At 72.9% G+C, this 23,703-nt stretch carries 19 protein-coding genes and 1 pseudogene; 8 read left to right on the top strand and 12 right to left on the bottom strand.

The genetic code is table 11. The features are described 5' to 3' along the window. The first annotated feature begins 41 nt into the window (after positions 1–41). The 3 genes from IF06_RS0113695 to IF06_RS0113685 all read left to right on the top strand — a co-directional run bounded on the left by IF06_RS0113695 (position 42) and on the right by IF06_RS0113685 (position 4,702). Positions 42–1,076: a lactonase family protein gene (locus tag IF06_RS0113695; RefSeq protein WP_030271349.1), complete on the top strand. Its 1,035-nt coding sequence runs from the start codon at positions 42–44 to the stop codon at positions 1,074–1,076. A 177-nt stretch (positions 1,077–1,253) separates the two neighbouring features. Beyond that, a complete protein-coding gene (locus tag IF06_RS0113690; RefSeq protein ID WP_049794844.1) occupies positions 1,254–3,008 on the top strand; it encodes a substrate-binding domain-containing protein in 1,755 nt (584 codons plus the stop codon). Positions 3,009–3,220: 212 nt separating this feature from the next. Beyond that, positions 3,221–4,702: a sugar transferase gene (locus IF06_RS0113685; protein ID WP_013288176.1), complete on the top strand. Its 1,482-nt coding sequence runs from the start codon at positions 3,221–3,223 to the stop codon at positions 4,700–4,702. Between the two features lie 9 nt (positions 4,703–4,711). Here IF06_RS0113685 and IF06_RS0113680 read toward each other — a convergent pair whose 3' ends face one another. Beyond that, positions 4,712–5,842, bottom strand: coding sequence for a PP2C family protein-serine/threonine phosphatase (locus IF06_RS0113680; RefSeq protein ID WP_013288175.1), 1,131 nt, complete (start codon positions 5,840–5,842; stop codon positions 4,712–4,714). A gap of 94 nt (positions 5,843–5,936) precedes the next feature. Between IF06_RS0113680 and IF06_RS0113675 the strand changes: the two genes are divergently transcribed. Then, positions 5,937–6,452, top strand: a complete 516-nt coding sequence (locus IF06_RS0113675; protein ID WP_013288174.1) for a MarR family winged helix-turn-helix transcriptional regulator — start codon at positions 5,937–5,939, stop codon at positions 6,450–6,452. A 1-nt stretch (position 6,453) separates the two neighbouring features. Here the strand turns inward: IF06_RS0113675 and IF06_RS0113670 are convergent, their stop codons facing one another. The 3 genes from IF06_RS0113670 to IF06_RS0113660 form a co-directional block, all read right to left on the bottom strand. Next, on the bottom strand, positions 6,454–7,485 hold the full coding sequence (locus IF06_RS0113670; RefSeq protein ID WP_030271344.1) for a cobalamin B12-binding domain-containing protein: 1,032 nt from the start codon (positions 7,483–7,485) through the stop codon (positions 6,454–6,456). Then, entirely contained in the window at positions 7,482–9,149 is a 1,668-nt protein-coding gene (locus IF06_RS0113665; RefSeq protein WP_030271342.1) for a PP2C family protein-serine/threonine phosphatase, read from the bottom strand. Before IF06_RS0113665 ends, IF06_RS0113670 begins: the two co-directional genes overlap by 4 nt. 133 nt (positions 9,150–9,282) lie before the next feature. Then, on the bottom strand, positions 9,283–10,542 hold the full coding sequence (locus IF06_RS0113660; protein ID WP_030271339.1) for an ROK family protein: 1,260 nt from the start codon (positions 10,540–10,542) through the stop codon (positions 9,283–9,285). Positions 10,543–10,595: 53 nt separating this feature from the next. Here IF06_RS0113660 and xylA point away from each other — a divergent pair, with 53 nt between their 5' ends. From xylA to IF06_RS0113645, 3 genes are all read left to right on the top strand, one after another. Continuing rightward, positions 10,596–11,783 (top strand): xylose isomerase, encoded by a 1,188-nt coding sequence (gene xylA, locus IF06_RS0113655; RefSeq protein ID WP_013288170.1) that lies wholly within the window; start codon positions 10,596–10,598, stop codon positions 11,781–11,783. An 11-nt stretch (positions 11,784–11,794) separates the two neighbouring features. After that, positions 11,795–13,237, top strand: a complete 1,443-nt coding sequence (gene xylB, locus IF06_RS0113650; RefSeq protein ID WP_030271336.1) for a xylulokinase — start codon at positions 11,795–11,797, stop codon at positions 13,235–13,237. Between the two features lie 109 nt (positions 13,238–13,346). Continuing rightward, positions 13,347–14,780 (top strand): MFS transporter, encoded by a 1,434-nt coding sequence (locus IF06_RS0113645; protein WP_030271334.1) that lies wholly within the window; start codon positions 13,347–13,349, stop codon positions 14,778–14,780. A gap of 58 nt (positions 14,781–14,838) precedes the next feature. Here the strand turns inward: IF06_RS0113645 and IF06_RS0113640 are convergent, their stop codons facing one another. From IF06_RS0113640 to IF06_RS0113620, 5 genes are all read right to left on the bottom strand, one after another. Then, positions 14,839–16,482: an alpha-amylase family glycosyl hydrolase gene (locus IF06_RS0113640; protein WP_030271332.1), complete on the bottom strand. Its 1,644-nt coding sequence runs from the start codon at positions 16,480–16,482 to the stop codon at positions 14,839–14,841. 41 nt (positions 16,483–16,523) lie between these two features. Then, entirely contained in the window at positions 16,524–17,594 is a 1,071-nt protein-coding gene (locus IF06_RS0113635) for a LacI family DNA-binding transcriptional regulator (protein WP_013288166.1), read from the bottom strand. 61 nt (positions 17,595–17,655) lie between these two features. Next, entirely contained in the window at positions 17,656–18,615 is a 960-nt protein-coding gene (locus IF06_RS0113630; RefSeq protein WP_030271330.1) for a carbohydrate ABC transporter permease, read from the bottom strand. A 1-nt stretch (position 18,616) separates the two neighbouring features. Further along, positions 18,617–19,663: a carbohydrate ABC transporter permease gene (locus tag IF06_RS0113625; protein WP_030271329.1), complete on the bottom strand. Its 1,047-nt coding sequence runs from the start codon at positions 19,661–19,663 to the stop codon at positions 18,617–18,619. Between the two features lie 71 nt (positions 19,664–19,734). Beyond that, complete coding sequence (locus IF06_RS0113620; protein ID WP_030271327.1) at positions 19,735–21,075, bottom strand: ABC transporter substrate-binding protein; 1,341 nt, start codon at positions 21,073–21,075, stop codon at positions 19,735–19,737. Positions 21,076–21,312: 237 nt separating this feature from the next. Here IF06_RS0113620 and IF06_RS0113615 point away from each other — a divergent pair, with 237 nt between their 5' ends. Next, positions 21,313–22,089: a M23 family metallopeptidase gene (locus IF06_RS0113615; protein WP_013288162.1), complete on the top strand. Its 777-nt coding sequence runs from the start codon at positions 21,313–21,315 to the stop codon at positions 22,087–22,089. A gap of 43 nt (positions 22,090–22,132) precedes the next feature. On the opposite strand, the gene IF06_RS0113610 is transcribed toward IF06_RS0113615, so the two are convergent. The 3 genes and pseudogenes from IF06_RS0113610 to IF06_RS0113600 form a co-directional block, all read right to left on the bottom strand. Continuing rightward, positions 22,133–22,630 (bottom strand): TspO/MBR family protein, encoded by a 498-nt coding sequence (locus tag IF06_RS0113610; RefSeq protein ID WP_030271325.1) that lies wholly within the window; start codon positions 22,628–22,630, stop codon positions 22,133–22,135. A 151-nt stretch (positions 22,631–22,781) separates the two neighbouring features. Then, entirely contained in the window at positions 22,782–22,928 is a 147-nt protein-coding gene (locus IF06_RS33930; RefSeq protein WP_013288160.1) for a GPGG-motif small membrane protein, read from the bottom strand. After that, positions 22,919–23,699: pseudogene (locus IF06_RS0113600) on the bottom strand (metallophosphoesterase family protein). Before IF06_RS0113600 ends, IF06_RS33930 begins: the two are co-directional and overlap by 10 nt. Positions 23,700–23,703: the final 4 nt, after the last annotated feature.

The raw sequence follows: 23,703 nt of genomic DNA, 5'->3' as shown, positions 1-23,703 counted from the left end.
TCTGGTTGGATCGCAGTCAGGACCGACGAGAGGTGGGAGCGGTGACCGGGCAGGACGAGATCGTCCACATCGGCGGCTACACGGCGGAGACGGGCGGGCGGGCCGAGGGCGTCGTGGCGGCCCGGCGGGACCGGGCGACCGGGGAACTGACCCCGCTGGGCGTCGTGGCGGTCACCCCGTCGCCGTCGTTCCTGGTGCGGCATCCGGCGCTGCCGGTGCTGTACGGGTGCAACGAGCTGCCCGACGGGCTGGTGAGCGCGTTCCGGCTCGCCCCGGACGGCGATCTCACGCCGCTGGGCGTCCGCGAGACAGGTGGCGCGGAGCCGTGCCACCTGGCGGTCGCCCCGGACGGGCGGCACCTGTTCGTGGCGAACTACGGTGGCGGCAGCGTGGCGGTGTTCGGCCTGGACGCCGACGGCGCGCCGGGAGAGCGCACCGACCTGGTCCGGCACTCCGGCCACGGCGCCGACCCGCAGCGGCAGGAGCACGCGCACTGCCACATGGTCTCGCCCGACCCGGCCGGGGGTGGGCTGCTCGCGGTCGACCTGGGCACCGACTCCGTCCACCGGTACGACGTCGACGCGTCCACCGGTCGGCTGGCCGAGCGGGAGCCCCGGCTGCGGACGGCGCCCGGGACCGGTCCCCGGCACCTCGCCCGGCACCCGGATGGGCGGCGTTGCTGGCTCGTCGGTGAGCTGGACGCCACTGTCACCGCGTACGAGCTGACGCCGGACGGGCCGCGTCAGTCGACGCGTGTCGACGCCAGCGGCCGGACCGGCCACGTCCAGCCCTCCGAGGTGGCCGTCGGGCCGGGCGGGCGTTTCCTCTACGTGGGCAACCGCGGCGTGGGCACGATCGCTGTCTTCGCGCTGGACGGCGCCGCGCCGGAGCTGGTGGCCGAGGTCGACACCGGCGGTGAGTGGCCGCGGCACTTCGCGTTCGCCGGTGAGCACCTGTACGTGGCCGACGAGCGGGCCGACATGATCAGGATCTTCCGGGTCGATCCGGACGGCGGGGTGCCCGAGCCGGTGGGGGAGCCGGTGCCGGTGGCGAGCCCGACGTGCGTCCTACCGTGACCGGACGGTTACCAATTGGCGGTCCGAAGTGGATTGACATCACCATAAATGACTGACCAGTAACTTAGCGTATGAGTTAGCTGATCAACTGTTTCTGCTGCGTAACTTTCGTCCGAACGGTTGTGGTGGTAACCCCACGAGGTACGCAAGATGGTCACCGTGTCTGGCCGCCATCGCATGCGTTCTCACCTCCGCGGAGCAGGTGCCGCCGCCGTGGCGGCCGCCCTGGTCGCCGTCGTAGCCGGCTCCTGGTTCGGCTACCAGCAGCTGGCCGGCCCGAACTGTTCGGGCCGGATCGAGCTGTCGGTGGCGACCGCCCCGGAGATCGCCCCCGCGGTGCGCGCCGCCGCCGACCAGTGGGTCGCCGACGGTGCGGCGGTGGGCGGGACCTGCATCGCGGTGAACGTCTCCTCGTCCGAGTCGGTCGAGGTGGCCGCCGCGGTGGCGAGCAAGCACGGCGCCACGCTCGCCGGCGTCGGGCAGGCCAGCGGCACCGCTGTCACCCCCGACGTCTGGGTGCCGGACTCGTCGACCTGGCTGGTCCGGCTCAAGAGCGGCGGGGCCAGCGCGTTCGCGCCGACCAACGGCGCCTCGATCGCCCGTAGCCCGGTCGTGGTGGCGCTGCCCGAGCCGGTGGCCTCGCGCATAGGGTGGCCGGACAAGAAGCTCCGCTGGTCCGACCTGCTGACCCAGGTCACCGCCAGCAAGCCGCTGCGGGCCGGGATCGTCGAGCCGACCCAGGACGCGGCCGGCCTGTCCGGCCTGCTGTCGCTGACCGCCGCGGCCAGCTCCACCGGCGAGTCCGGCTCGCCGAAGGCGCAGGAGGCGATGGTCGGCGCACTGCGGGCGCTGGCGACCAACCGTTCCTCGCTGCGGCAGGATCTCCTCGCGCGGTTCCCGCGCTCGTCCGACCCGACGGCGATCGCCAACGGGCTGGGGGCGGCGGCGCTGTCCGAGGAGGACGTGATCGCCTACAACAGCACCAAGCCGCCGATCCGGCTCGCCGCGCTCTACCTGGAGCCGGCGCCGATCCCGCTGGACTACCCGTTCGCGGTGCTGCCCGGCATCGAGCCGACCAAGGCGTCCGCCGCCCGGGTCCTCTTCGAGGTGCTGCGTACGCCGGGCTTCAAGGACCGGCTCGCCTCGCAGGCGCTGCGCGCGCCGGACGGCAACTGGGGCCGGGGTTTCCAGGCGCCGACCGGCGCGCCGAGCCCGGCCAACGGCGGCGCGAGCCAGGTGCCGCCGTCGGGCCAGGGCGGCGCGGCCGACCTCGACCCGGGTGCCATCTCGACCGCGACCACGACCTGGTCGGTGGCCACCCAGTCGGGCCGGATGCTCTGCGTCATCGACGTGTCCGGTTCGATGAAGAAGCCGGTCGCGACCGCCAACGGCGCGAGCCGGGAGCAGGTCACAGTCGCCGCCGCGAGCCAGGGCCTCGGGCTGTTCGACGACTCCTGGTCGATCGGCCTCTGGACGTTCTCCACCAACCTCCAGGGCTCGCAGGACTGGAGCGAGCTGGTCGGAATAAAGCCTCTGTCCAGCAACCGGGGCTCGCTCCAGCGCGGCCTGGCCTCGATCAAGCCCTCCAGCGGCAACACCGGCCTGTACGACACCATGCTCGCGGCGTACAAGAAGGTGCAGCAGGACTGGGAGCCGGGCAAGGTCAACTCGATCGTGCTGTTCACCGACGGCAAGAACGAGGACGACGACGGCATCTCGCAGAAGGCGCTGCTGGACCAGCTGAACAAGCTGAAGGACGACGAGCAGCCGGTCCAGGTCATCATCATCGGCATCGGCACCGAGGTGAACCGGGCCGAGCTGGAGTCGATCACCAAGGTCACCGGCGGTGGCGCCTTCGTCACCACCGACCCCAGCAAGATCGGCGAGATCTTCCTCCGGGCGATCGCGCTGCGGCCGCCCGCCCCCCGCTGACCTGAAGCTCAGCGCTACTCTTCCGCCGTACCGGAAATCCGGTACGGCGGAAGGCTTCCCGGGTCAAGACACGGGATGAGAACTGACGGTAATGCGTCCGAATCAATCGGTAACCATAATTGTCCAGGCATGATGACCGGGTGCCTCGACCGCGGGCTCCACACCGGAGCCGGGCGGCGACGGGGCGGTCCTGAGCGAAGTGGGGAGGGCCGGTGACCTCGGCGACGCTGTTGACCCCTGCCACGTCGTCGCGACCCGGTGGTGAACGCCCCGGCAAGACGACACGAGCCGCGGAGCGGGCCTACATCCGGGTCCTGGTGGTGCTGGACACCGCCGTGCTCGCCGTGGCCATCCTGGTCGGTTACCTGGCCCGGTTCGGCGACGAGGAACCGACCGGGTCCGAGATCCCGTACGTGGTGGTCGCCCCGGCGCTCCTGCTGGTCTGGCTCGTCTCGCTCAAGGCGATGCGCTGCTACGACGACCAGGTGCTCGGCTACGGCGCCGACGAGTACCGCCGGGTCAGCGCGGCCAGCATGCGACTCGCCGGCGGCATCGCCATCGCCGGGTACATCGCCGACGTCGGCGTCTCCCGGGGTTTCCTGGCCATCTCCTTCGCGGTCGGCACGATCGGCCTGGAGGTGGCGCGGTTCGCGGCCCGCAAGCGGCTGCACCGGGCCCGCGACCGGGGCGCCGGCTGGTCCCGCAAGGTGCTCGTGGTGGGCGACACCGCGCACGTGCTGGAGCTGGTGCACACGCTGCGCCGGGAGCCGTACGCCGGCTACCAGGTGGTCGGCGCGTGCATCCCGGACGCGCTGCTCGCCCCGGTGCCGCAGCGGCTGGGCGACGTGCCGGTGGTCGGCAGCTTCCGGGGCATCCCGGAGGCCGCCACCGCGATCGGCGCCGACACGGTGGCGGTCACCGCCTCGGGCGAGCTGACCGCGACCCGGTTGCGCCGCCTCGGCTGGCAGCTGGAGGGCACGGGCGTCGACCTGGTGGTGGCGCCGGCGCTCACCGACGTGGCCGGCCCCCGCATCCACACCCGTCCGGTCGCCGGCCTGCCGCTGATCCACGTCGAGGCGCCCGAGTTCCGCGGCGCCCGCAAGCTGGTCAAGGGCTTCGTCGACCGGTCCCTCTCGCTGATCGCCCTGCTCGTCCTGGCGCCGCTGCTGATCGTGATCGCGCTGGCCATCAAGATCGACAGCCGCGGCCCGGTGCTGTTCCGGCAGACCCGGGTCGGCCAGGGCGGCGAGGAGTTCGGCGTCTTCAAGTTCCGCACCATGGTGGTCAACGCCGACGCCCTGCTCGCCGAGCTGGCCGCGCGCAACGAGACCGACGGCCTGATGTTCAAGATGCGCGACGACCCGCGCGTCACCCGGGTCGGCCGGCTGCTGCGCAAGTGGTCGCTGGACGAGCTGCCCCAGCTCGCCAACGTGCTGCTCGGCCAGATGAGCCTGGTCGGTCCGCGCCCGCCGCTGCCGTCCGAGGTTGCCCGCTACGACGGCGACGTGGCACGCCGGCTGCTGGTCAAGCCCGGCATGACCGGCCTCTGGCAGGTCAGCGGCCGGTCGGACCTGAGCTGGGAGGACGGCATCCGGCTGGACCTCTACTACGTGGAGAACTGGTCGCTGGCCGCGGACCTGACCATCCTCTGGAAGACGTTCGGCGCGGTGCTCAACAGCCGCGGCGCGTACTGAGGGGGCGGGTCAGGGCTGCGGCCCGAGCCAGTCCAGGCAGACCACCACCGCGTCGTCCACCAGGTCACCGGCGACGAAGGCCCGCAGGTCGCCGATCAGCGACCGGACCGCGTCCAGCGGCTCCATCGGGCCGGTCCGGCGCAGGAACCGGTCCAGCGCCACCTCGCCGTAGCGCACCTGCTCGGTGGTGGCGTCGATCACGCCGTCGCTGACCACGAAGAGCCGGTCCTCGCGCTCCAGCCGGAACCGCTGCGGGCGGTAGTCGGTGCCCTCGAACATGCCGAGCGGGAACTGCTTGTCCAGCTCCTGCTCGGTCACCTCACCGGCCCGCAGCCGCAGCAGCCGCGGCGAACCGGCGTCGACCACAGTCATCTCGCCGGTGGCCAGATCCAGCTCGATCAGGAGCACGGAGACGTGCTGTTCGCCCCGGTGCTGGGCGTAGATCGCCTGGTCGGCCAGCGCCGCCTGGTCGGCCAGGTCGAGCCCGGCCCGGCGCGCGTTGCGCAGCGCGTACGTGGCCAGCGAGGCGAGCAGCGCCGCCGCAACCCCCTCGCCGTAGCCGTTCAGCACCGCCAGCCAGAGCCGGTGACCGTCGTCGGACCAGTCGAAGCTGTCCCCGCGCACCGCGTACGCCGGCTCCAACTGCCCGGCCAGGCTGAACGACGGCCGGATCCGGCTGCGCCCGGGCAGCAGCTCCCACTGCATCTCGGCGGCCAGCGTGAGCCGCCGGCTGCGCCGGGCGGTGCGGTAGATGTCGGTGGTCGCCGTGACCGCGCTCAGCTCGTGCCCGAGCACAGTGGCGATGGTGTCCAGCTCCCGGCGGGCGTGCGGGTCGGCGGGTACCGGCGAGACCTTCAGCACGCCCCGGCGTTCGCCGCGCATGCCCACCGGGAACCAGCCGACGCCGTCGGCGATCACCGGCTCCTGGTGGTCGAAGGCGCGCCAGGCCGGGTGGCCGGGGCCGGTGACCGACGGGCCGTCATCCAGCGGCAGCAGCTCGGCGAGCCGGTAGTCGACCTGGTACAGCTCGGTGCGGGCGACGCCGTACGTGCGCGCCAGCTCGGCGGCGAGCCGGTCCACGATGAGATCCGTCGGCGCCTCGGTCAGGACCCGGCGCGCGCGGCCCTCCGCTCCGCTCATCTTTGCTCCTTTGCACAGGTCGCCGGGCAGATCCGGGGAGTAGTCTCGGGCCACCATGACCGAAGAGCGCAGTCCCCGGGAACCTGAAACGAGTATGTCCGCCGCACTGGACGAGGCGGCAGGCACCTTGCTCGCCGTCTGGGAGGCGGCCCGGGAGCGCACCACCAGCCGGCTGTCGAGTGCCCAGCTACGCGCGATCATGGTCGTCGAGCAGTATGACGGCATCAACCTCCGCCGGCTCGCCACCCTGACCGACATGTTGCTCTCCTCCGCCAGCCGGCTGTGCGACCGGCTCGTCGCGGCCGGGATGCTGGAACGCGAGCCGGGCCGCTACGACCGGCGGGAGATCTCGCTGCACCTCACGCCCGCCGCCCTCCGGCTCCTCGCCGAGCTGCGTGCCGACCGGCGGCACCGGCTGGAGCGGATCCTGGCCGGGATGAGCCCGGAGGGCCGGGCCGCGCTGGTACGCGGCATGCGCGAGTTCGACGAGGTGGGCCGGCGAGGCGAGGCCCCGGTGGCGGAGGGCTGGCCGATGCTGCAACCGTCCGGGGAACGGATCGGCGACCCCGCCCGGCCGTCCGGTGAGCCGCCGGTGGCCCGTACCGCCTGACTCAGCCTGAACGGCCGTCCGGCGCGGCTTCGCGGGCGGCCCGCAGCCGGGTCACCACCCGGGGATGCTCGGTGAGCGCCCGTTCCAGCGTGCCGAGCACCTCGTCCAGCAGCGCCCGGCCGCCCCGGGAGGTCAGCGCCTCCTCCTGCCACCCGACGAAGTCGCGCAGCAGCCGGTCGTCGTCCACCCGCACGGCCGCGATCAGCGCGTCCACCAGGTGCGCGATGCCGGCGGCGACCTCCTCGGCGCTCTCCTGCGGCGGGTTCACCGCGGCGAGCGCGAGCCCGACCAGCTCACGCCGCCGGTGCAGTACCGCCACGTACGCGTCGTCGGGCGGGGGCGGCGGCGACCCGGTGTGCGCGGCCGACAACGGCCGTTCCAGCAGCGCCACCGCGTCCCGGGCGCTGGCGCCCCAGCCCGCCGCGCCGATAGCGGTGGCCCACCGGCCGTCCGGGCCGAAGCCGGGACCACCGGCGAGCACCGGCACACCGGCCGCGCGGCTGGCCTCCACCATCCGCGCCGCCCGGACCAGCCGGTTCGGCTGCACGCAGCTCAGCAGCACCGCGTCCGGGCCGGTCTGGTGCAGGTACGAGACCAGATGCCGGGCCGGCACGCTGGCGCCGAGGAACGTCACCCGCCAGCCGGCCGCCCGGACCACCTCGGTGACGATGCGGGCGGCCAGCGCGTGCCACTCGCCCTCCACGCAGGCCATCACCACGTGCCCGCGTCGCGGTGGGCCGACCGTCGCGCCCAGCGCGTCCACCACCTGCTCGCTGACGTGAGTGGCGGCGTGCTCCTGGGCGACGCTCCACGAGCCGGTAAGCCAGCGCCGGCCGACCTCCCGCTGCGCCACCGCGACCAGGTCGACCAGGACGTCCGCGACCGAGAAGCCGTCCGCCAGCAGGCCGCGCGCCAGCGCCACAGCGCCGGACCGGTCGGCGGCGTCCAGGTGGTCGAGGTACGCGGCGAGCGTCTCCGGCCCGATCCGGCGCCCGGCCGCGGGGGTGGGGCGGTCGGGCGGCGGTGGTGTCACCCGGCCGCCACGGCGAGCATGGCGATGTCGTCGTGGGGTTGCCCGTCCAGCCACTCGTCGACGAGCTGGAGCACCCGGTCCACGAGCGCGGCGGGCGGAAGCCCGGTGCCGGTGGCGAGCGCCTGACGCAACCGGGCGTCGCCGAACATGGCCGGCTCGGTCGGGCCGCCCCGGGCCTCGGTCACCCCGTCGGTGTACGCCAGCAGCAGGTCACCCGGGGCCAGCCGGACCTCTGCGTCGGCGAACCGGGCGTCGGTGAGCGCGCCCACCGGCATGCCGCCGACCCGGATCGTCTCGACGCCGCCGCCGGCACGGACGACGAGCGGAGCGGGGTGCCCGCCACCCGCCACCCGGATCAGCAGCCCGCCGTCCGGCTCACGGCGCAGCGCGCCGAGCAGGAGCGTGGTGAACTGGGCCCGGCGGGCCGCGTCGGGAGCGTCCAGCAGCGCCCGGTTGAGCAGCTCCAGCAGTTCCCGGGGACGCTGCTCGACCAGGCGCAGGGTCTGCAGCGACTGGCGGACCCGGCCGGTCAGCACGGCCGCACCGACGCCCTTGCCGCAGACGTCGCCGAGCGCGAACAGGCCGCCGTCGCCGGTGGGGAACAGGTCGTAGAAGTCGCCGCCGATGCGCAGGCTGTCCCCGGCGGCGCGGTAACCGCCGGCGAGCGTCATCCCGGGCAGGCGGGGCAGCGCCGGCGGGAGCAGGCTGTTCTGGAGCACCCGGGCCAGGTGCGCCTGCTCGCCGTACAGCTCGGCTGCGGCCAGCGCGGCGCCGGCCCGGCCGGCGAACTCCCGGGCCAGGCCGATCTCCCGCTTGTCGAAACCGGGCCGCTCCCGGCGGCGGGCCAGCACCAGCGCGCCGGCCGGGCCGCCCGCGCTGGGCATCGGGCTGATCAACACGGTGCCCGGGCGGCCGAACCCGGCGGGCAGCACCTCGGCCAGGTCGGCCAGCTCGGCGTCCAGCCAGGGACTCGGTTCGGTGAGGTCGCCTTCGAGCGCCTCGACCAGGCCGGGGACGGACTCCACCGTGTGCCAGCCGGCCAGGCCGGTGACCGGGCCGGGATCGCCGGTGGCGTACCGGATCCAGTGCGGCTGGTCCTCGGCGGGCGGAGGCGGGCGGTGCACCACGACTGCCGCGTCGGCCAGGTAGGGCACCGGCAGCGTCACGGCGGTACGCAGCGTCTGCTCGCGGTGCAGGGACAGCCCGAGCCGGCTGCCCGCCTCGGCGAGGAACGCGGTGCGCGACCGTTCGGCCAGCAGCGCGTCGGTGCGCGCGTGTTCCTCGGTGACGTCCCGGACGTACCAGGCGCTGCGGTCGTCGGCCAGGGGACGCCGCAGGCCGCGCAGCCGCCGGCCGTGGTGTTCGGTCTCGAACGCGTCCGATCCGGCGGCGGCCGCGTCGGCCAGCGCCGGTACCCGGCACGCGGCCAGGTCGACGCCGGGCGCCACCTCGGGGAGCAGGTCGGCGGCCATCGCGTTGACGAGCGTCACCACGCCTGCGTGGTCGACCGTCACGACGGCCTCGGCGAGCCCGTCCAGCAGTTCCCGGGCCAGACGGTCGTCAGCCGGTAGCGCGGCCTCGGCAACCCGCCGGGGCCGTCTCCGCGAGGCGTGTCCACCGCCGCTGACCGGCCCCGCGACACCGCCCCGGCGCGCGGCGGTCACCTCCGGTGGCCGGGCGCTTCGGTCGGTCGACCCCTGCGCATGCTGTCGGTGCACCCCTCGCTCGGCGGACTTGTTGCCCGGCGGCAAGCGTACCGAGCGCAGGCACGGAATGCCCGTCGAGGATCATCCCGGCTCAGGTGGTCCGGGCCAGCCAGCCCACCGGCCGGTCGACGATCCGGCGGACCACCGACCCGGCGCCGCCGACCGCCGCGGACTGCGCGCCGAGCACCGCCGGCCGCACAGTGACCGGCGCCCACCCGGCGGTGAGCACCCGGCGGGAGACCTCCGCCTCCACAGTCGGCCGCAGCCAGGGCGCGAGCCGGGCGTATCCGCCCCCGAGCACCACCGTGTCCAGGTCCAGCAGGTTCACCACGCCCGCCACCGCCACCCCGAGGGCGGTGCCGGCGTCGGTCAGGGCGGTCAGCGTGGCCGGGTCACCGGCCTCGGCCAGGTCGCCGAGCCGGGTGGCGGCGGTATCAGCCGGCAGTTCCGCGCCGGGCAGCCCGGCGGCGGCCAGGATCGCCTCCTGGCCCGCGTACCGCTCCAGGCAGCCCTGGCCGCCGCAGCGGCACGGCCGCCCCTGCGGCTGCACCGGGAAGTGACCGATCTCTCCGCTCCAGCCGCGCGCGCCCCGGTAGAGCGCGCCGTCGAGCACGATCCCGGCGCCGATGCCGATCTCGCCGGTGACGTGCAGGAAGCTGCGCGGGCCGGGCGGGCCGGCGTACAGCTCGCCGAGCGCGGCCAGGTTCGCCTCGTTGTCGACCACCAGCGGCGGCACCCCGTCGACCGGCTCGGCCAGCGGGTGCCCGGCCAGCAGCGCCGGCACGTCCACGTCACGCCAGCCCAGGTTCGGCGCGAGCCGGACCAGGCCGCCGTCGCCCACCAGGCCCGGCACGGCGAGCGCCGCGCCGGCCAGGGTCAGCCCGTCGCGTACGGCGGCAGCGCGCGCCTCGGCGGCGAGCGCGGCGAGCCGGGCGAGCGCGTCGGCGGGGGAGACCGGGCGCAGGTCGGCGCGGCGGACCAGGTGGTGCCGGACCGTGCCGGTCAGGTCGACGACGCAGGCCGCCAGGTAGTCGACGTTCACCTCCAGGCCGAGCCCGGCCGGGCCGTCGGAGGCGAGCACCAGGCCCCGGGCGGGACGGCCCGCACCGGTACGCGGCTCCGGCTCCGCCTCGGCGACCAGCCGGCCGGCGATCAGGTCGTCCACGACGGCGGAGACGGTGGCCCGGGTCAGGCCGGTGTCGGCGGCGATCCCGGCGCGCGAGGGCGGCCGGTCGGCGGCGGCGATCCGCCGCAGCACCACTGCGAGGTTCAACTCGCGCAGGCTGCCCTGCCGGACCGCCCCGGCGGTGCTGGCGCTTGTCACCTCTTGACACTGCCACATCGCCGCCATTTAATTCAACCGCTGAACAAATCGCGGACGACACCACCACCTGGAGGTCTGCCATGGCACCCCGCCCCACCCCCGCGGACAAGTTCTCCTTCGGTCTCTGGACGGTGGGCTGGCCGGCCCGTGACCCGTTCGGTGACGCCACCCGGCCCGAGCTGGACGCCGTCGAGGCGGTGCACCGGCTCGCCGAGCTGGGCGCGTACGGCATCACCTTCCACGACGACGACCTGGTCCCGTTCGGCGCGGACGCCGCCACCCGCGACGCCCGGCTGAGCCGCTTCCGCAAGGCCCTCGACGAGACCGGCCTGGTCGTGCCGATGGTCACCACCAACCTGTTCAACCACCCGGTGTTCAAGGACGGCGGCTTCACCAGCAACGACCGCGACGTCCGCCGGTACGCGCTGCGCAAGGTGCTGCGCAACATCGACCTGGCCGCCGAGATGGGCGCGAAGACGTTCGTCATGTGGGGCGGCCGGGAGGGCGCCGAGTACGACGTGGCGAAGGACGTCCAGGCCGCGCTGGACCGCTACCGCGAAGCCGTCGACCTGCTCTGCGAGTACGTCGTCGACAACGGCTACGACCTGCGCTTCGCCCTGGAGCCCAAGCCGAACGAGCCGCGCGGCGACATCCTGCTGCCCACGGTCGGCCACGCGCTCGGGTTCATCTCCACGCTGGCCCGCCCGGAGATGGTCGGGCTCAACCCGGAGGTCGGGCACGAGCAGATGGCCGGGCTGAACTTCGCCCACGGCATCGCCCAGGCGCTCTGGCAGGGCAAGCTGTTCCACATCGACCTCAACGGCCAGCGCGGCATCAAGTACGACCAGGACCTGGTCTTCGGCCACGGCGACCTGCTCAACGCGTTCGCCCTGGTCGACCTGCTGGAGCACGGCGGCCCGAACGGCGGCCCGGCCTACGACGGCCCGCGCCACTTCGACTACAAGCCGTCCCGCACCGAGGACATGACCGGCGTGTGGGCCTCCGCCGAGGCGAACATGCGGACGTACCTGCTGCTCAAGGAGCGGGCCGCGGCGTTCCGCGCCGACCCGGAGGTGGTCGAGGCGCTCGCCGCCGCCCGGGTGGCCGAGCTGGCCACCCCGACGCTCAACCCCGGTGAGGGCTACCGCGAGCTGCTGGCCGACCGGACCGCGTTCGAGGAGTTCGACCCGGAGGCCGCCGGGGCGAAGGGTTTCGGCTTCGTCCGGCTCAACCAGCTCGCCGTCGAGCACGTGCTCGGCGCGCGCTGAGGCGGGCCGCCATGCCGCTCGTCGCGGGGGTCGACTCGTCGACCCAGTCCTGCAAGGTGGTCGTCCGGGACGCGGAGACCGGCGCGCTGGTCCGGCAGGGCCGCGCGCCGCACCCGCCCGGCACCGAGGTCGACCCGTACGCCTGGTGGGAGGCCCTGCAGGCGGCGGTCGCCGAGGCCGGTGGCCTGGGCGACGTGGCCGCCATCTCGGTCGGCGGCCAGCAGCACGGCATGGTCTGCCTGGACACCTCCGGTGAGGTGGTCCGCCCGGCGCTGCTGTGGAACGACACCCGCTCCGCCGACGCGGCCCGGGAACTGGTCGAGGAGGCCGGCGGCGGGGAGACCGGCCGCCGGTTCTGGGCCGAGGCGACCGGCGCGGTGCCGGTGGCCAGCTTCACCGCGACGAAGCTGCGCTGGCTGGCCCGGCACGAGCCGGACAACGCCGACCGGGTCGCCGCCGTCTGCCTGCCGCACGACTGGCTCACCTGGCGGCTCGCAGGCGCGCCCGAGCTGGACGCGCTGCGTACCGACCGGGGCGACGCCAGCGGTACCGGCTACTGGTCGCCGCGTACCGGCGAGTACCGGCTGGACCTGCTGGAGCGGGCCTTCGGCCGGCGCCCGAAGGTGCCGGTCGTGCTCGGCCCCGCCGAGGTGGCCGGGCACCTCGACCCGGCGGTGTTCGGCGGCGGCGCGGCGTCCGGCGCGGCCGGTCCGTCCGGAGGCCCGGTGCTCCTCGGGCCGGGGACCGGGGACAACGCCGCCGCGGCGCTCGGCGCCGGGGCCAGCCCGGGCGACGTGGTCGTCTCGATCGGCACCTCCGGCACCGTCTTCGCGGTGGCGGACACGCCGGCCGCCGACTCCACCGGCGCGGTTGCCGGGTTCGCCGACGCCACCGGCCGGTACCTGCCGCTCGTGTGCACGCTCAACGCCGCCCGGGTGCTGGACGCCGCCGCGACGCTGCTCGGCGTCGACCTCGACCGGCTCGGCGAGCTGGCCCTGTCCGCCCCGCCCGGCGCGGACGGGCTGGTGCTGGTGCCGTACCTGGAAGGGGAGCGGACGCCGGACCGGCCGCACGCCAACGGCGAGCTGAAGGGCCTGACGCTGCGCACCTCGACCCCGGCGCACCTGGCCCGGGCCGCGGTGGAGGGCATGCTCTGCGGGCTGGCCGACGGCCTGGACGCGCTCATCGCACAGGGTGCCCGCGCCGACCGGATCATCCTGGTCGGCGGCGGCGCCCGGTCCGCGGCGGTGCGCCGGATCGCGCCGCAGGTCTTCGGCCGCCCGGTGGTGGTGCCGCCGCCGGGCGAGTACGTGGCCGACGGCGCGGCCCGGCAGGCCGCCTGGGTGGCGCTCGGCGGCGAGACCCCGCCCGCCTGGTCGATCGGCGACACCGAGGAGTACACCGGCGAGGCGGTGCCCGCCATCCGCGAGCGCTACGCCCACGCCCGGGGGTAAGGAAGGGCCCCTTCTTAACGCCTGCGGTAGAGGAGGGGCCCCTTCTTAACACGCGCCCCGGCCGGGGTCGGTGTCCCGGATCCGGCCCGCACCTGATTGGCTGCCCTGCATGAAGGGCACGAGGATCTCCCGGCGCGGGAACACGGCACACCGGTTGTACAGCGTCGTGGTCTTCGTGGTGCTCGCCTCGCTGGACAACGTGGCGATCGGCCTGGTGCCTCCGCTGTACGGGCCGATCTCCACCGCCCTCGACGTACCCCAGCGGATGCTCGGCCTGGTCACCGCCGTCAGCTTTCTGGTCAGCGCGGTGGCGGCGGTGGCCTGGGCCTACGTGGGGGACCGCACCAACCGCAAGCCGCTGCTCATGGTCGGCACGCTGCTCTGGGCGGCCGGCACCGGGGGCAGCGCGCTGGCCGGGGGGTACGCGACGTTCCTGGTCGCGCAGTTCGTCGGCGCGGTCGGGCTCGGCGCGGTGGGCTCGGTCGGCTTCTCGGTGGTCACCGACCTGATCTCGCCGCGCCGCCGGGGCCTGGTGATGAGCTTCTGGGGGCTGTCCCAGGGCGTCGGCACGCTGGCCGGGACGCTGCTCGGCGGCGTGCTCGGCGCGACCGACTGGCGGCGGCCGTTCCTGCTGCTGACCGGCGTGGGCCTGGCCGCCACAGTGGCGTACCTGTTCACCTACGACATCCGGCGCGGGCAGAGCGAACCGGAGCTGGCCGGGGCGATCGACGCCGGGAACGAGTACGACTACCGGATCAGCCGTGCCGACCTGCCCCGGATCCTGGCCCGCCGGACCAACCGCTGGCTGATCATGCAGGGGCTGACCGCCCAGGCCGCGTTCGGCTCGCTGGTATGGCTGCCGGTGCTGTTCAGCCAGCGGGCCGAGGCGCAGGGCTACTCACCGGCCACAGCCGTGGTGGTGGGCAGCGTCTTCGCCACCCTGTTCCAGCTCGGCGGCGTGCTGTCCATCGTGGGCGGTCTGGTGGGTGACGCGCTGCAACGGCGTACGCCCAGCGGCCGGGCCATGGTCGCGGCCGTCGGCATCCTCGCGGCGCTGCCGTTCTACCTGGTCCTGTTCTTCGTGCCGATCCGCATCGACGTGCCCGACGGCGCCGGTTCCGGCGCGGTGGTGACAGCCGTGCTGTCCAGCGTGCTGACCGAGCCGTCGGTGGGGCTGAGCCTGCTCACCGCCGTGGTGGCGCTGGCGCTGACGTCGGCGAACTCGCCGAACTGGTTCGCCCTGATCGCCGACGTCAACCCGCCCGAGCACCGGGGCACCGTCTACAGCCTGGGCAACCTGGTCAACGGCGTGGGCCGGGCGGCGGGCAACGGGCTGGTCGGCGTGGCGTTCGCAGGGCTGCGGGCGGCCTTCCCGCCGCCGCTGAACTACGCGGTCGGGCTGGCCGCGTTCCAGCTCTTTTTCATCCCGACCGGGATCATGTACTGGCTGGCCGCGCGTACGTCGCCGCGGGACATCGCGCAGGTGCACGACCTGCTGCACGCCCGCGCCGACCGCCTGGAGGAAGGAAGGGCCCCTTCTTAACGGTGAGTGTTAAGAAGGGGCCCCTGCTCTACCGGAGGCGTTAAGAAGGGGCCCTTCCTTACACCCGGAACCAGACCGTGACGTCCGTGGGGACCGCGTCGCCGTCCAGCGGCGCGCTCGACACCAGCACCTGCGCGCCGGCCGGCAACGGCGCCGGGTCGGCACCGAAGTTGGTCAGCACGGTGAGGTCGCCGTTGGTGAACGTGAGCACCTCGTCGCCGGAGGTCAGGAACCGCAGCGGGCCCCGGGCCAGCGCGTGCTCGCGGCGCAGCCGCAGCGCGGTCCGGTACAGCTCGTACGTCGAGCCGGGCACGCCGCGCTGCCGGTCCAGCGCGTACTCGGCCCACACCGGCGGCTGGGGCAGCCAGCTCGCGTCGGTCGGCCCGAAGCCGTACGACGGGGCGTCGGCCTCCCACGGGATCGGCACCCGGCAGCCGTCCCGGCCGCGCTCGGTGTGCCCGCTGCGCTTCCAGGTCGGGTCCTGGCGGGCCTCGTCGGGCAGCGTGGTGTGCTCCGGCAGCCCCAGTTCCTCACCCTGGTAGAGGTAGGCGGAGCCGGGCAGCGCGAGCATCAGCAGGCTGGCCGCCCGGGCCCGGCGCAGGCCCAGCGCGGCGTCCGGCTGCGGGTCGTCCACGCCGACGCCGTTGGCCCGGCCGCCGGCGGTGCCGAGCCCGAGCCGGGAGGCGTGCCGCACCACGTCGTGGTTGGACAGCACCCAGGTGGTGGGCGCGCCGACGGAGTCGGTGGCCTCCAGCGAGCGGGTGATCACCGCGTACTGGGCCGGCGCGGTCCACGCGGCCAGCAGGTACTCGAAGTTGAAGGCCTGGTGCATCTCGTCGGGGCGCACGTACCGGGCCAGGCGCTCGGCCGGCTCCACCCACGCCTCGGCGACCAGGATCCGCTCACCGGGGTACGAGTCGAGCACCCGCCGCCACTCCCGGTAGATCTCGTGCACGCCGTCCTGGTCCCACATCGGCGGGCGCGGCTTGTCCACCTCGCTGCCGGAGAGGATCTCCTGCGGCTCCTGCCAGTCGGCCAGGTCGGCCTGCTTGATCAGGCCGTGCGCCACGTCCACCCGGAAGCCGTCCACGCCCCGGTCCAGCCAGAAGCGCAGCACGTCGAGGAACTCCTCGCGCACCTCCGGGTTGTCCCAGTTGAGGTCGGGCTGGCCGGAGTCGAACAGGTGCAGGTACCACTGCCCGTCGGGCAGCCGGGTCCAGGCGGGGCCGCCGAACACGCTCACCCAGTCGTTCGGCGCCTCGGCGCCGTCCGGGCCCCTGCCGTCGCGGATGACGTAGCGCTGCCGTTCCGGGCTGCCCGGCGCGGCGGCGACTGCCGCGGTGAACCAGCGGTGCGCGGAGGAGGTGTGGTTGGGCACCAGGTCGACGATCACCCGCAGCCCGCGGGCCTTCGCCTCGGCGATCAGCTTGTCGGCGTCGGCGAGCGTGCCGAACAGCGGGTCGACGTCGCGGTAGTCGGACACGTCGTACCCGGCGTCGGCCTGCGGGGACGGGTAGAACGGGGACAGCCAGAGCGCGTCGACTCCCAGCTCGGCGAGGTGGTCGAGCCGGGACGTGATGCCCGGCAGGTCGCCGATCCCGTCGCCGTCGGAGTCGGCGAACGAGCGCGGGTAGACCTGGTAGATGACCGCCTCGGTCCACCAGCCGGTGCCCGGGGCCTGCTGCGTCGCGTCGGTGTTCAGCGCCTTACTCCTGTCTGGGTGGTGCGGGACGAGCGAGTTCTTCAGTGTGCCCGGGGCGGCGCTGTCGATTCGCGCACCACCAGGCGAGTGGGCAGGATCACCGGGGGCGGTGTCCCGTCGTCGGTGTCGGGGCCGCGCGGCGCGGGCACCAGGCCGGGGTACGGCTCGGCGGCCCGTACGCCGAGCGGGTCGAGCAGGATGCGGGCGGCGAGCAGCCCCTGCTCGGCGGCCGGCTGGGCGATCGTCGAGAGCCCGAGCACGCCGGCCAGGTCGTGGTCGTCGATGCCCATCACGCTGACGTCCTCCGGCACCCGCAGCCCGGCGTCGCGCAGCGCGGTGATCGCGCCCATCGCCATCTCGTCGCAGGCGGCGAAGATGGCCGTCGGCGGCTCGCCCCGGGCCAGCAGCTCGGTGGTGGCCCGGGTGCCCCCGTCGATGGTGAAGCGCGACTCGACGTCGAGGCTCGGGTCGGGCCGCAGCCCGGCGGCCCGCAACGCCTCCTGGTAGCCGCGCCGCCGGTCCAGGTGGGTGGTGAAGGCCAGTTCGTCGTCCGGGTCGCCGGAGATGTGCGCGATCCGGGTGTGGCCGAGGTCGAGCAGGTGGCGGGTGGCGGTCCGGGCAGCGGCCACGTCGTCGATCCGGACGCAGGGCCACCCGGGCACCTCGCTGCCGGAGCTGATCGTCACGCCCGGCAGGTCCAGCTTCGTCAGCGCGTGCACGTCGGCCGCGCGCAGCGGGGTCGCGACCAGGATGATCGCGTCCACCCGCTTGTGCAGGCTCGCCGTGCGCAGCACCCGCTGCCGGGTCTGCTCCCGGCCGCCGAGGTTGTAGAGCAGCAGGTCGTAGCCGCTGTCCTGGAGGAATTCCTCGACCGCCTCCACCACGGTGCCGAAGAACCATCTGGTGATCCGGGGCACCACCACCGCCACGGTGCCGGTCCGGCCGCCGGCCAGGCGGCTCGCGCTGGGCGACACCGCGTACTGGAGCTGTTCGGCGGCGGCGAGCACCCGGCGGCGGGTCGCGGCCGAGACCGTCGGCAGGCCCCGCAGCGCCCGGGAGACGGTGGCCGTGGAGACCCCGGCCAGACGGGCGACGTCGTCAATCCTGGTCATCGTGAGCTCCCCGCTGTGACCCGGACCCCGCCGCCGGCCGTGCCGGCGGCGGGGCGCCGGATCAACCCTTGACGCTGCCGGCGAGCAGACCTCGCACGAAGAAGCGCTGGAGGGACAGGAACACGATCAGCGGTACGACGATCGACACGAACGCGCCGGCCGTCAGCCGCTGCCACTCGTTGCCGCGGGTGCCGGCCAGCTCCGCGAGCCGGACTGTCATCGGGGCGGTCTCGTCGCCGCCGCCGGCGAAGATCAGCGCGACCAGCAGGTCGTTCCAGACCCAGAGGAACTGGAAGATGCCGAACGCCGCCAGCGCGGGCGTGATCAGCGGCAGCACGATGGTGCGGAAGATCTTCGGGTGGGTGGCCCCGTCGACCCGGGCCGCCTCCATCAGGTCGCCGGGGAGCTGCGAGATGAAGTTGTGCAGCAGGAACACGGCGAACGGAAGCGCGAAGCAGGTGTGCGCGAACCACACCTGGGCGAACTTCTGCTCGTCGACCAGGTCCCACGCGGGGAGGATCTGCACCCCGGCGATGGTGACGCCGGTGGAGAAGAACCGCAGCAGCGGCACAAGGGCCATCTGCAACGGCACGATCTGCAGCGCGAAGATCCCGATGTAGACCCAGTCCCGCCCCTTGAAGTTCATCCACGCCAGCGCGTACGCGGCGAGCGACGCGAAGGCCAGCGGGAAGAGCACCGAGGGGATGGTGATCGCCAGCGAGTTGATGAAGTAGCTGGCCAGCTGCCCGGACGAGCCGCGGCTGAACAGCACCTCCTGGTAGTTCTCCAGCGTGATCTGCGGGTTGCTGAAGAACGTCCACCACCCGGTGGTCTTGATCTCGTTCTCCGGCCGGATCGAGGAGATGAACAGGCCGAAGGTCGGGATCGTCCAGAGCACCGCGATCACGATCGACACGAGCGTGGCGGTACGGCTGTTCAGGCGCTTGCGCACCCGGGCGCCCCGGGTGGTCGGCTCGGTGGCCTGGGCGCCGACTCCGACGGTGGGCGTGGCGGTGGTCATCTCAGCCCTCCCGCTGCTTGCGCAGGTTGCGGATCTGGTAGATCACGATCGGGATCACCAGGACGAACAGGAACACCGCCAGCGCCGAGCCCTGACCGTTCTCCTGGTAGCGGAACGCCTGGTTGTACATCTCGGTCGCGATCACGTTCGTGTCGTAGTTGCCGTTCGTGGCGGTCCGGACGATGTCGAAGACCTTGAGCGTCGCGATGGACAGCGTCACCACCACGACGATCAGCGCCGGCCGGATGCTCGGCATGGTGATCCGCCAGAACATCTGCCACGGGGTGGTGCCGTCCAGCCGGGCCGCCTCGACGATGTCGGCCGGGATGGCCTTGATCGCGGCGGAGAGCACCACCATCGCGAAACCGGCCTGGATCCACACCATGATCACGATGAGCAGGAACGTGTTCAGCGGCGAGTCCAGCAGCCACTGCTTCGGCTCGCCGCCCAGGCTCACCACGATCTGGTTGAGCAGGCCGATCTGGTCGCCCTCGCCCCGGTAGGCGTAGACGAACTTCCAGATGATGGAGGCGCCGACGAACGAGATCGCCATCGGCAGGAAGATCAGGGACTTGGCCACGGCCTCGAACCGGGCCTTGTCCACCAGGACCGCGTAGATCAGGCCGAACCCGGTGGCCACCAGCGGCACCAGGAGCACCCAGATCAGCGTGTTGATCAGGACCCGGACGATCGAGTCCTCGGCGAACATCCAGCGGTAGTTGTCCAGGCCCACCCAGTTGTTGCTGCCGGAGTCCATGAAGGAGAGCAGCGTGGTGCGGATGGCGGGGACCACCAGCCCGATGGCGAGCAGCAGCAGCGTCGGCAACAGGAAGAAGAACGCGAACGTGCCCTCGCGCTGCTTGCGCCGGCGGGGCAGCGGCGCGCCGCTCGCGGAGGCCGCGACCAGCTGCGCCTCCCGGCGCCGGGCGAAGAACGACGGCACCACGTCGAGAAGCAGGAGCAGCCCGCCCACCACCGCGACGAAGGCGATCAGCCCGTACATGAGCATGAGGAACTTCGGCTGCTCCGCCGCGAAGTCGAACTCCATCGACCCTCCCTCAAGGGTTCGGCTAGCAGAGGTGGCCCGGTCCGCGTCCGCGGACCGGGCCACCTGCTAGATCACTTCCAGCTGCCCTCGATGTCGTTCAGGACGGCGGTGGTGTCCTTGCCGTTGATCCAGGCCACCATGCCCTTCCAGAAGGTGCCGGCGCCGACCGCGGCCGGCATCAGGTCCGAGCCGTCGAAGCGGAAGACCGTCTTCTCGTCCTGGAGGATGCCCACGGAGAGCTTGTCCACCGGGTTCGGGACGTTGTTCAGGTCCAGCTTCTTGTTCGCGGAGACCCAGTCACCGATCTTGGCGCGGCTGTTGGCGTACTCGCCGGAGGCCAGGTAGGTCTGCACCGCCTGGACCTCGGGACGGTCGGCGAAGGCCGCGACGAACTCGCCGCCGCCCAGCACCGGCTTGCCCTTCGACGGGTCGATGGCCGGGAAGTAGAACGCGAAGACGTCGCCGTCCTCGGCCACCTTGGTGCCCTCGGGCCACTGGTTGGCGTAGAAGGACGCCTGCCGGTGCAGCGCGCACTTGCCGGTGGTGATCGGCGTGCCCGCCTCCTGGAACGAGGTGGTGGCGATGCTCTTCACGCCGCCGAAGCCGCCGTTGACGTACTTCTCGTTCTTCAGGATGGTGCCGGCCCGGTTGAGCGCGTCGGCCACCTGCGGGTCGTTGAACGGGATCTCGTGGGTGGTCCACTTGTCGTAGACGTCCGGGCCACCGGTGCGCAGCAGCACGTCCTCGATCCAGTCGGTGGCCGGCCAGCCGGTGGCGTCACCGGACTCGATGCCGGCGCACCACGGCTTGGTGCCGCTGGCCGCGATCTGGTCGGAGAGCTTGATCAGGTCGTCCCACGTGGTGGGGACGGTCCAGCCCTTCTCCTTGAAGGTCTTCGGCGAGTACCACACGAAGGACTTCACGTTGGAGCCGAGCGGGGCGCCGTAGAACTGGCCGTTGACGGTGCTGTACTTCAGCCAGTCGGCGGAGTAGTTCTGCTCGGCCATGGCCTTGGTGTCGGCGCCGGCCGGCTTGAGCTTGCCCGAGTCGACGAACCGCTTCAGCAGACCCGGCTGCGGGATGAAGGCGAGGTCGGGGGCGTTGCCGCCGTCCACCCGCACCGGCAGCTGCGCCTCGAACTCGCCGGAGCCCTCGTGGTCGATCTCGATGCCGGTGCAGTCCTCGAACTCCTTCCAGGACTGCTGGAGGCGCTCGTCCTCGATGTCACGGATCGAGGAGTAGATGGTCACCTTCTTGCCGTCGTGACCGTCGTACTTCTCATATGCGCCGCACTCGGCCGAGCCCGCGTTGCTGCTCTTCTTGTCGTTGCCGGTGCCGCAGGCGGCGACGCCGAGCGCCAGCCCCAGGACGCCGGCGACCGCGAGCGCCTGGCGCGATCTGGCAAACGCCATGCCGATCTCCTTCCTTGCCGGCGCGTGGGGGGATCGAACCCGCGCCGGTCCGATGGTCGTCCTCACATGTAAGCGCTTGCATCGTGCCGGGTCCACCCCTGGCCGGACACGGCCCGGTAACAATCCCGAAACCCTGACCACCGGTGATGGGTGCGCTCCCACGAATCTTCCCGGGAACGGAACTTTCTGTCAGGATGTCCGCATCACATTGAAGACTTTCAACATTGGAGGCAGTGGATGCGTAAGCGATGGCTCGCCCTCGGGGCGAGCGCCGCGGTCCTGGCGGCGACCCTTGTACCGGCCGCGCCGGCGATGGCCGCCCCGACGTTCAAGGTCCCGTTCCCGTGCAACCAGTCCTGGTCCGGTCAGACCCGGACCAACCACAGCCCGGCCAACGCGATCGACTTCAACCGCACCGACGACCTGGGCGACCCGGTGGTCGCCAGCGCACCCGGCACTGTCGACGTGGTGACCAACCTCGGCGACACCAGCTACGGCAAGTACGTCCGGATCAACCACGGCGGCGGTCACACCACCTACTACGCCCACCTGAACGCCTTCAACGTCTCCGTCGGGCAGACCGTCGGCTACGGCCGGGTGATCGGGTACGTCGGCACGACCGGCGGCTCCACCGGCCCGCACCTGCACTACGAGCAGCGTCTCAACGGCAGCTCTGTGAAGATCAAGTTCAACGGCGTCCAGGCGCTCTACTGGGGCACCAAGACCTACACCAGTGACAACGGCTGCGGCGGGACGAACACCGGCGAGGGCACCGTCAACACGGCCGGCTCCCCGCTGACGGTCCGCTCCGGCCCCGGCACCGGCTACAGCTCGGTCGGCACGGTGGCCGACGGGGCGAAGGTGACCATCCAGTGCCAGACCAGCGGCACCAGCGTCACCGGCACCTACGGCACCAGCTCGATCTGGGACCGGATCGGCTCCGGCCGGTTCATCTCCGACGCCTACGTCTACACCGGGTACGACGGCTACATCCCGGGCGTACCCCGCTGCTGAACCCGGCGGGCGCGGGGGCGAGCGGCTCCCGCGCCCGTACCGGTCAGGAGTTCAGCCGCCACACCGCGAAGTTCAGCGCGGACGCGAACGTCACCCAGGCCCAGTACGGCAGCATCAGCAGCGTGGCCGGCCGGGAGACGCGCCGGAACAGGGCCACCGTCACCCCGATCGCCAGCCACATCAGCACGATCTCGGCGAACGCCAGCCCGTACGCCCCGGCGCCGAAGAACAGCGGGGTCCAGATCGCGTTCAGCACGAGCTGCACGACCCAGGCCCAGAGCGCGAGGCCGAAACCGACCCGCCGCCAGACCAGCCAGCCGGCGATCGCGATGAGCACGTAGAGCACGGTCCAGACCGGGCCGAACAGCCACGACGGCGGCGCCCAGGCGGGCTGCTCCAGGCCCTGGTACTCGGCGGAGGTGCCCTGGACACCCAGCCCGCCGATCGCGGCGGCGGCGAAGGTGGCGGCGCCGAAGCCGAGCAACGCCAACCACTGGCGGGCTCCGGCGGTGCGCCGGGTGACACTCTGCGACATCTCCATGGCCGAGATGTTTCCGCTCGACGGGCCCGGCAAACGCCCGGGCGCCGCCGGACCCGGACGCGGAAAAGCCGGAGTCACCCGGCCCGGACGTTCCGGTCCGGCAGGACGGAACACCCGGGCCCGGCGACCCCGGCGGGTACGAGAACCGCTGTTACGTGTTGAAGATGCTGACGCCACCCGGGCCGACCAGCAGGCCGACGACGATGAGGACGATGCCCCAGAGGATCTGCCGGCGGAACAGGGCGAGAATTCCGGCGACCACCAGTACGACTGCGAGAATCCAGAGAATCAGCTCCATGTCGGCTGGATACCCGTGCGCCCGATACCGGAAACCTCCCGCTCAGTCGAGCTGATCACCGCCCAGGTGGAAGACGCTGTACGCCTGTTTGATCACCGGGTGGGCCACGTTGCGGACCCGGACCCCGCCCGGTGTGGTGCCGCGCTCGGTGCCGTGGTGGGCGTGCCCGTGCAGCGCCAGCGCGGTAGGTGCGGAGTCGATCGCCTGACCGAGCTGGTAGCAGCCGAGGAACGGGTAGATCTCCAGCGGCTCGCCGGCGAGCGTGTCCGGTACGGGGGAGTAGTGGGTGAGCGCGACGAGCGCGTCGCAGTCCAGCGAGAGCAGCGCGTCGGTGAGCGCGTCGGCGCTCTCCCTGGTGGTCCGCACGAACGCCTTCATCTCCGGCTCGCCGAAGTCGCTGGCGCACCGCCCGGCGAACCCGCCGCCGAACCCCTTCACGCCTGCGACCCCGAGCCGTCCGCCGGGGGTGTCCACCACGACGCCGGTGCCCTCCAGCACCGTGATCCCGGCGTCCTCCAGCACCTTCACCACCTGTGGCACCTCGTCGCACTGGTGGTCGTGGTTGCCGAGCACGGTGATCACCGGTACGCCGAGGTCGCCGAACTCCCGGGCCACGCACCGCGCCTCGGCCTCGGTGCCGTGCCGGGTCAGGTCACCGGCGAGCAGGAGCACGTCGGCGCAGCCGGGCAACTCCTCCAGCGCGGGGCGGAACCGGCCCACCACGTCCTCGTCCAGATGCACGTCGCCCACGGCGGCGATCCGGATCACCATCGAA

Source organism: Micromonospora globosa (genome assembly GCF_000717585.1).
Classification (GTDB): Bacteria; Actinomycetota; Actinomycetes; order Mycobacteriales; family Micromonosporaceae; genus Micromonospora; species Micromonospora aurantiaca.
This window is presented reverse-complemented; position numbering and strand designations above follow the sequence as displayed.

Excerpts from the sequence above, each read along its gene's own strand:
- IF06_RS0113690 (WP_049794844.1), top strand. The coding sequence starts at position 1,254 with ATGCGTTCTCACCTCCGCGGAGCAGGTGCCGCCGCCGTGGCGGCCGCC.
- IF06_RS0113680 (WP_013288175.1), bottom strand. The coding sequence starts at position 5,842 with ATGAGCGGAGCGGAGGGCCGCGCGCGCCGGGTCCTGACCGAGGCGCCG.
- IF06_RS0113675 (WP_013288174.1), top strand. The coding sequence starts at position 5,937 with ATGTCCGCCGCACTGGACGAGGCGGCAGGCACCTTGCTCGCCGTCTGG.
- IF06_RS0113660 (WP_030271339.1), bottom strand. The coding sequence starts at position 10,542 with ATGGCGGCGATGTGGCAGTGTCAAGAGGTGACAAGCGCCAGCACCGCC.
- xylA (WP_013288170.1), top strand. The coding sequence starts at position 10,596 with ATGGCACCCCGCCCCACCCCCGCGGACAAGTTCTCCTTCGGTCTCTGG.
- xylB (WP_030271336.1), top strand. The coding sequence starts at position 11,795 with ATGCCGCTCGTCGCGGGGGTCGACTCGTCGACCCAGTCCTGCAAGGTG.
- IF06_RS0113645 (WP_030271334.1), top strand. The coding sequence starts at position 13,347 with ATGAAGGGCACGAGGATCTCCCGGCGCGGGAACACGGCACACCGGTTG.
- IF06_RS0113635 (WP_013288166.1), bottom strand. The coding sequence starts at position 17,594 with ATGACCAGGATTGACGACGTCGCCCGTCTGGCCGGGGTCTCCACGGCC.
- IF06_RS0113630 (WP_030271330.1), bottom strand. The coding sequence starts at position 18,615 with ATGACCACCGCCACGCCCACCGTCGGAGTCGGCGCCCAGGCCACCGAG.
- IF06_RS0113625 (WP_030271329.1), bottom strand. The coding sequence starts at position 19,663 with ATGGAGTTCGACTTCGCGGCGGAGCAGCCGAAGTTCCTCATGCTCATG.
- IF06_RS0113620 (WP_030271327.1), bottom strand. The coding sequence starts at position 21,075 with ATGGCGTTTGCCAGATCGCGCCAGGCGCTCGCGGTCGCCGGCGTCCTG.
- IF06_RS0113615 (WP_013288162.1), top strand. The coding sequence starts at position 21,313 with ATGCGTAAGCGATGGCTCGCCCTCGGGGCGAGCGCCGCGGTCCTGGCG.
- IF06_RS0113610 (WP_030271325.1), bottom strand. The coding sequence starts at position 22,630 with ATGGAGATGTCGCAGAGTGTCACCCGGCGCACCGCCGGAGCCCGCCAG.
- IF06_RS33930 (WP_013288160.1), bottom strand. The coding sequence starts at position 22,928 with ATGGAGCTGATTCTCTGGATTCTCGCAGTCGTACTGGTGGTCGCCGGA.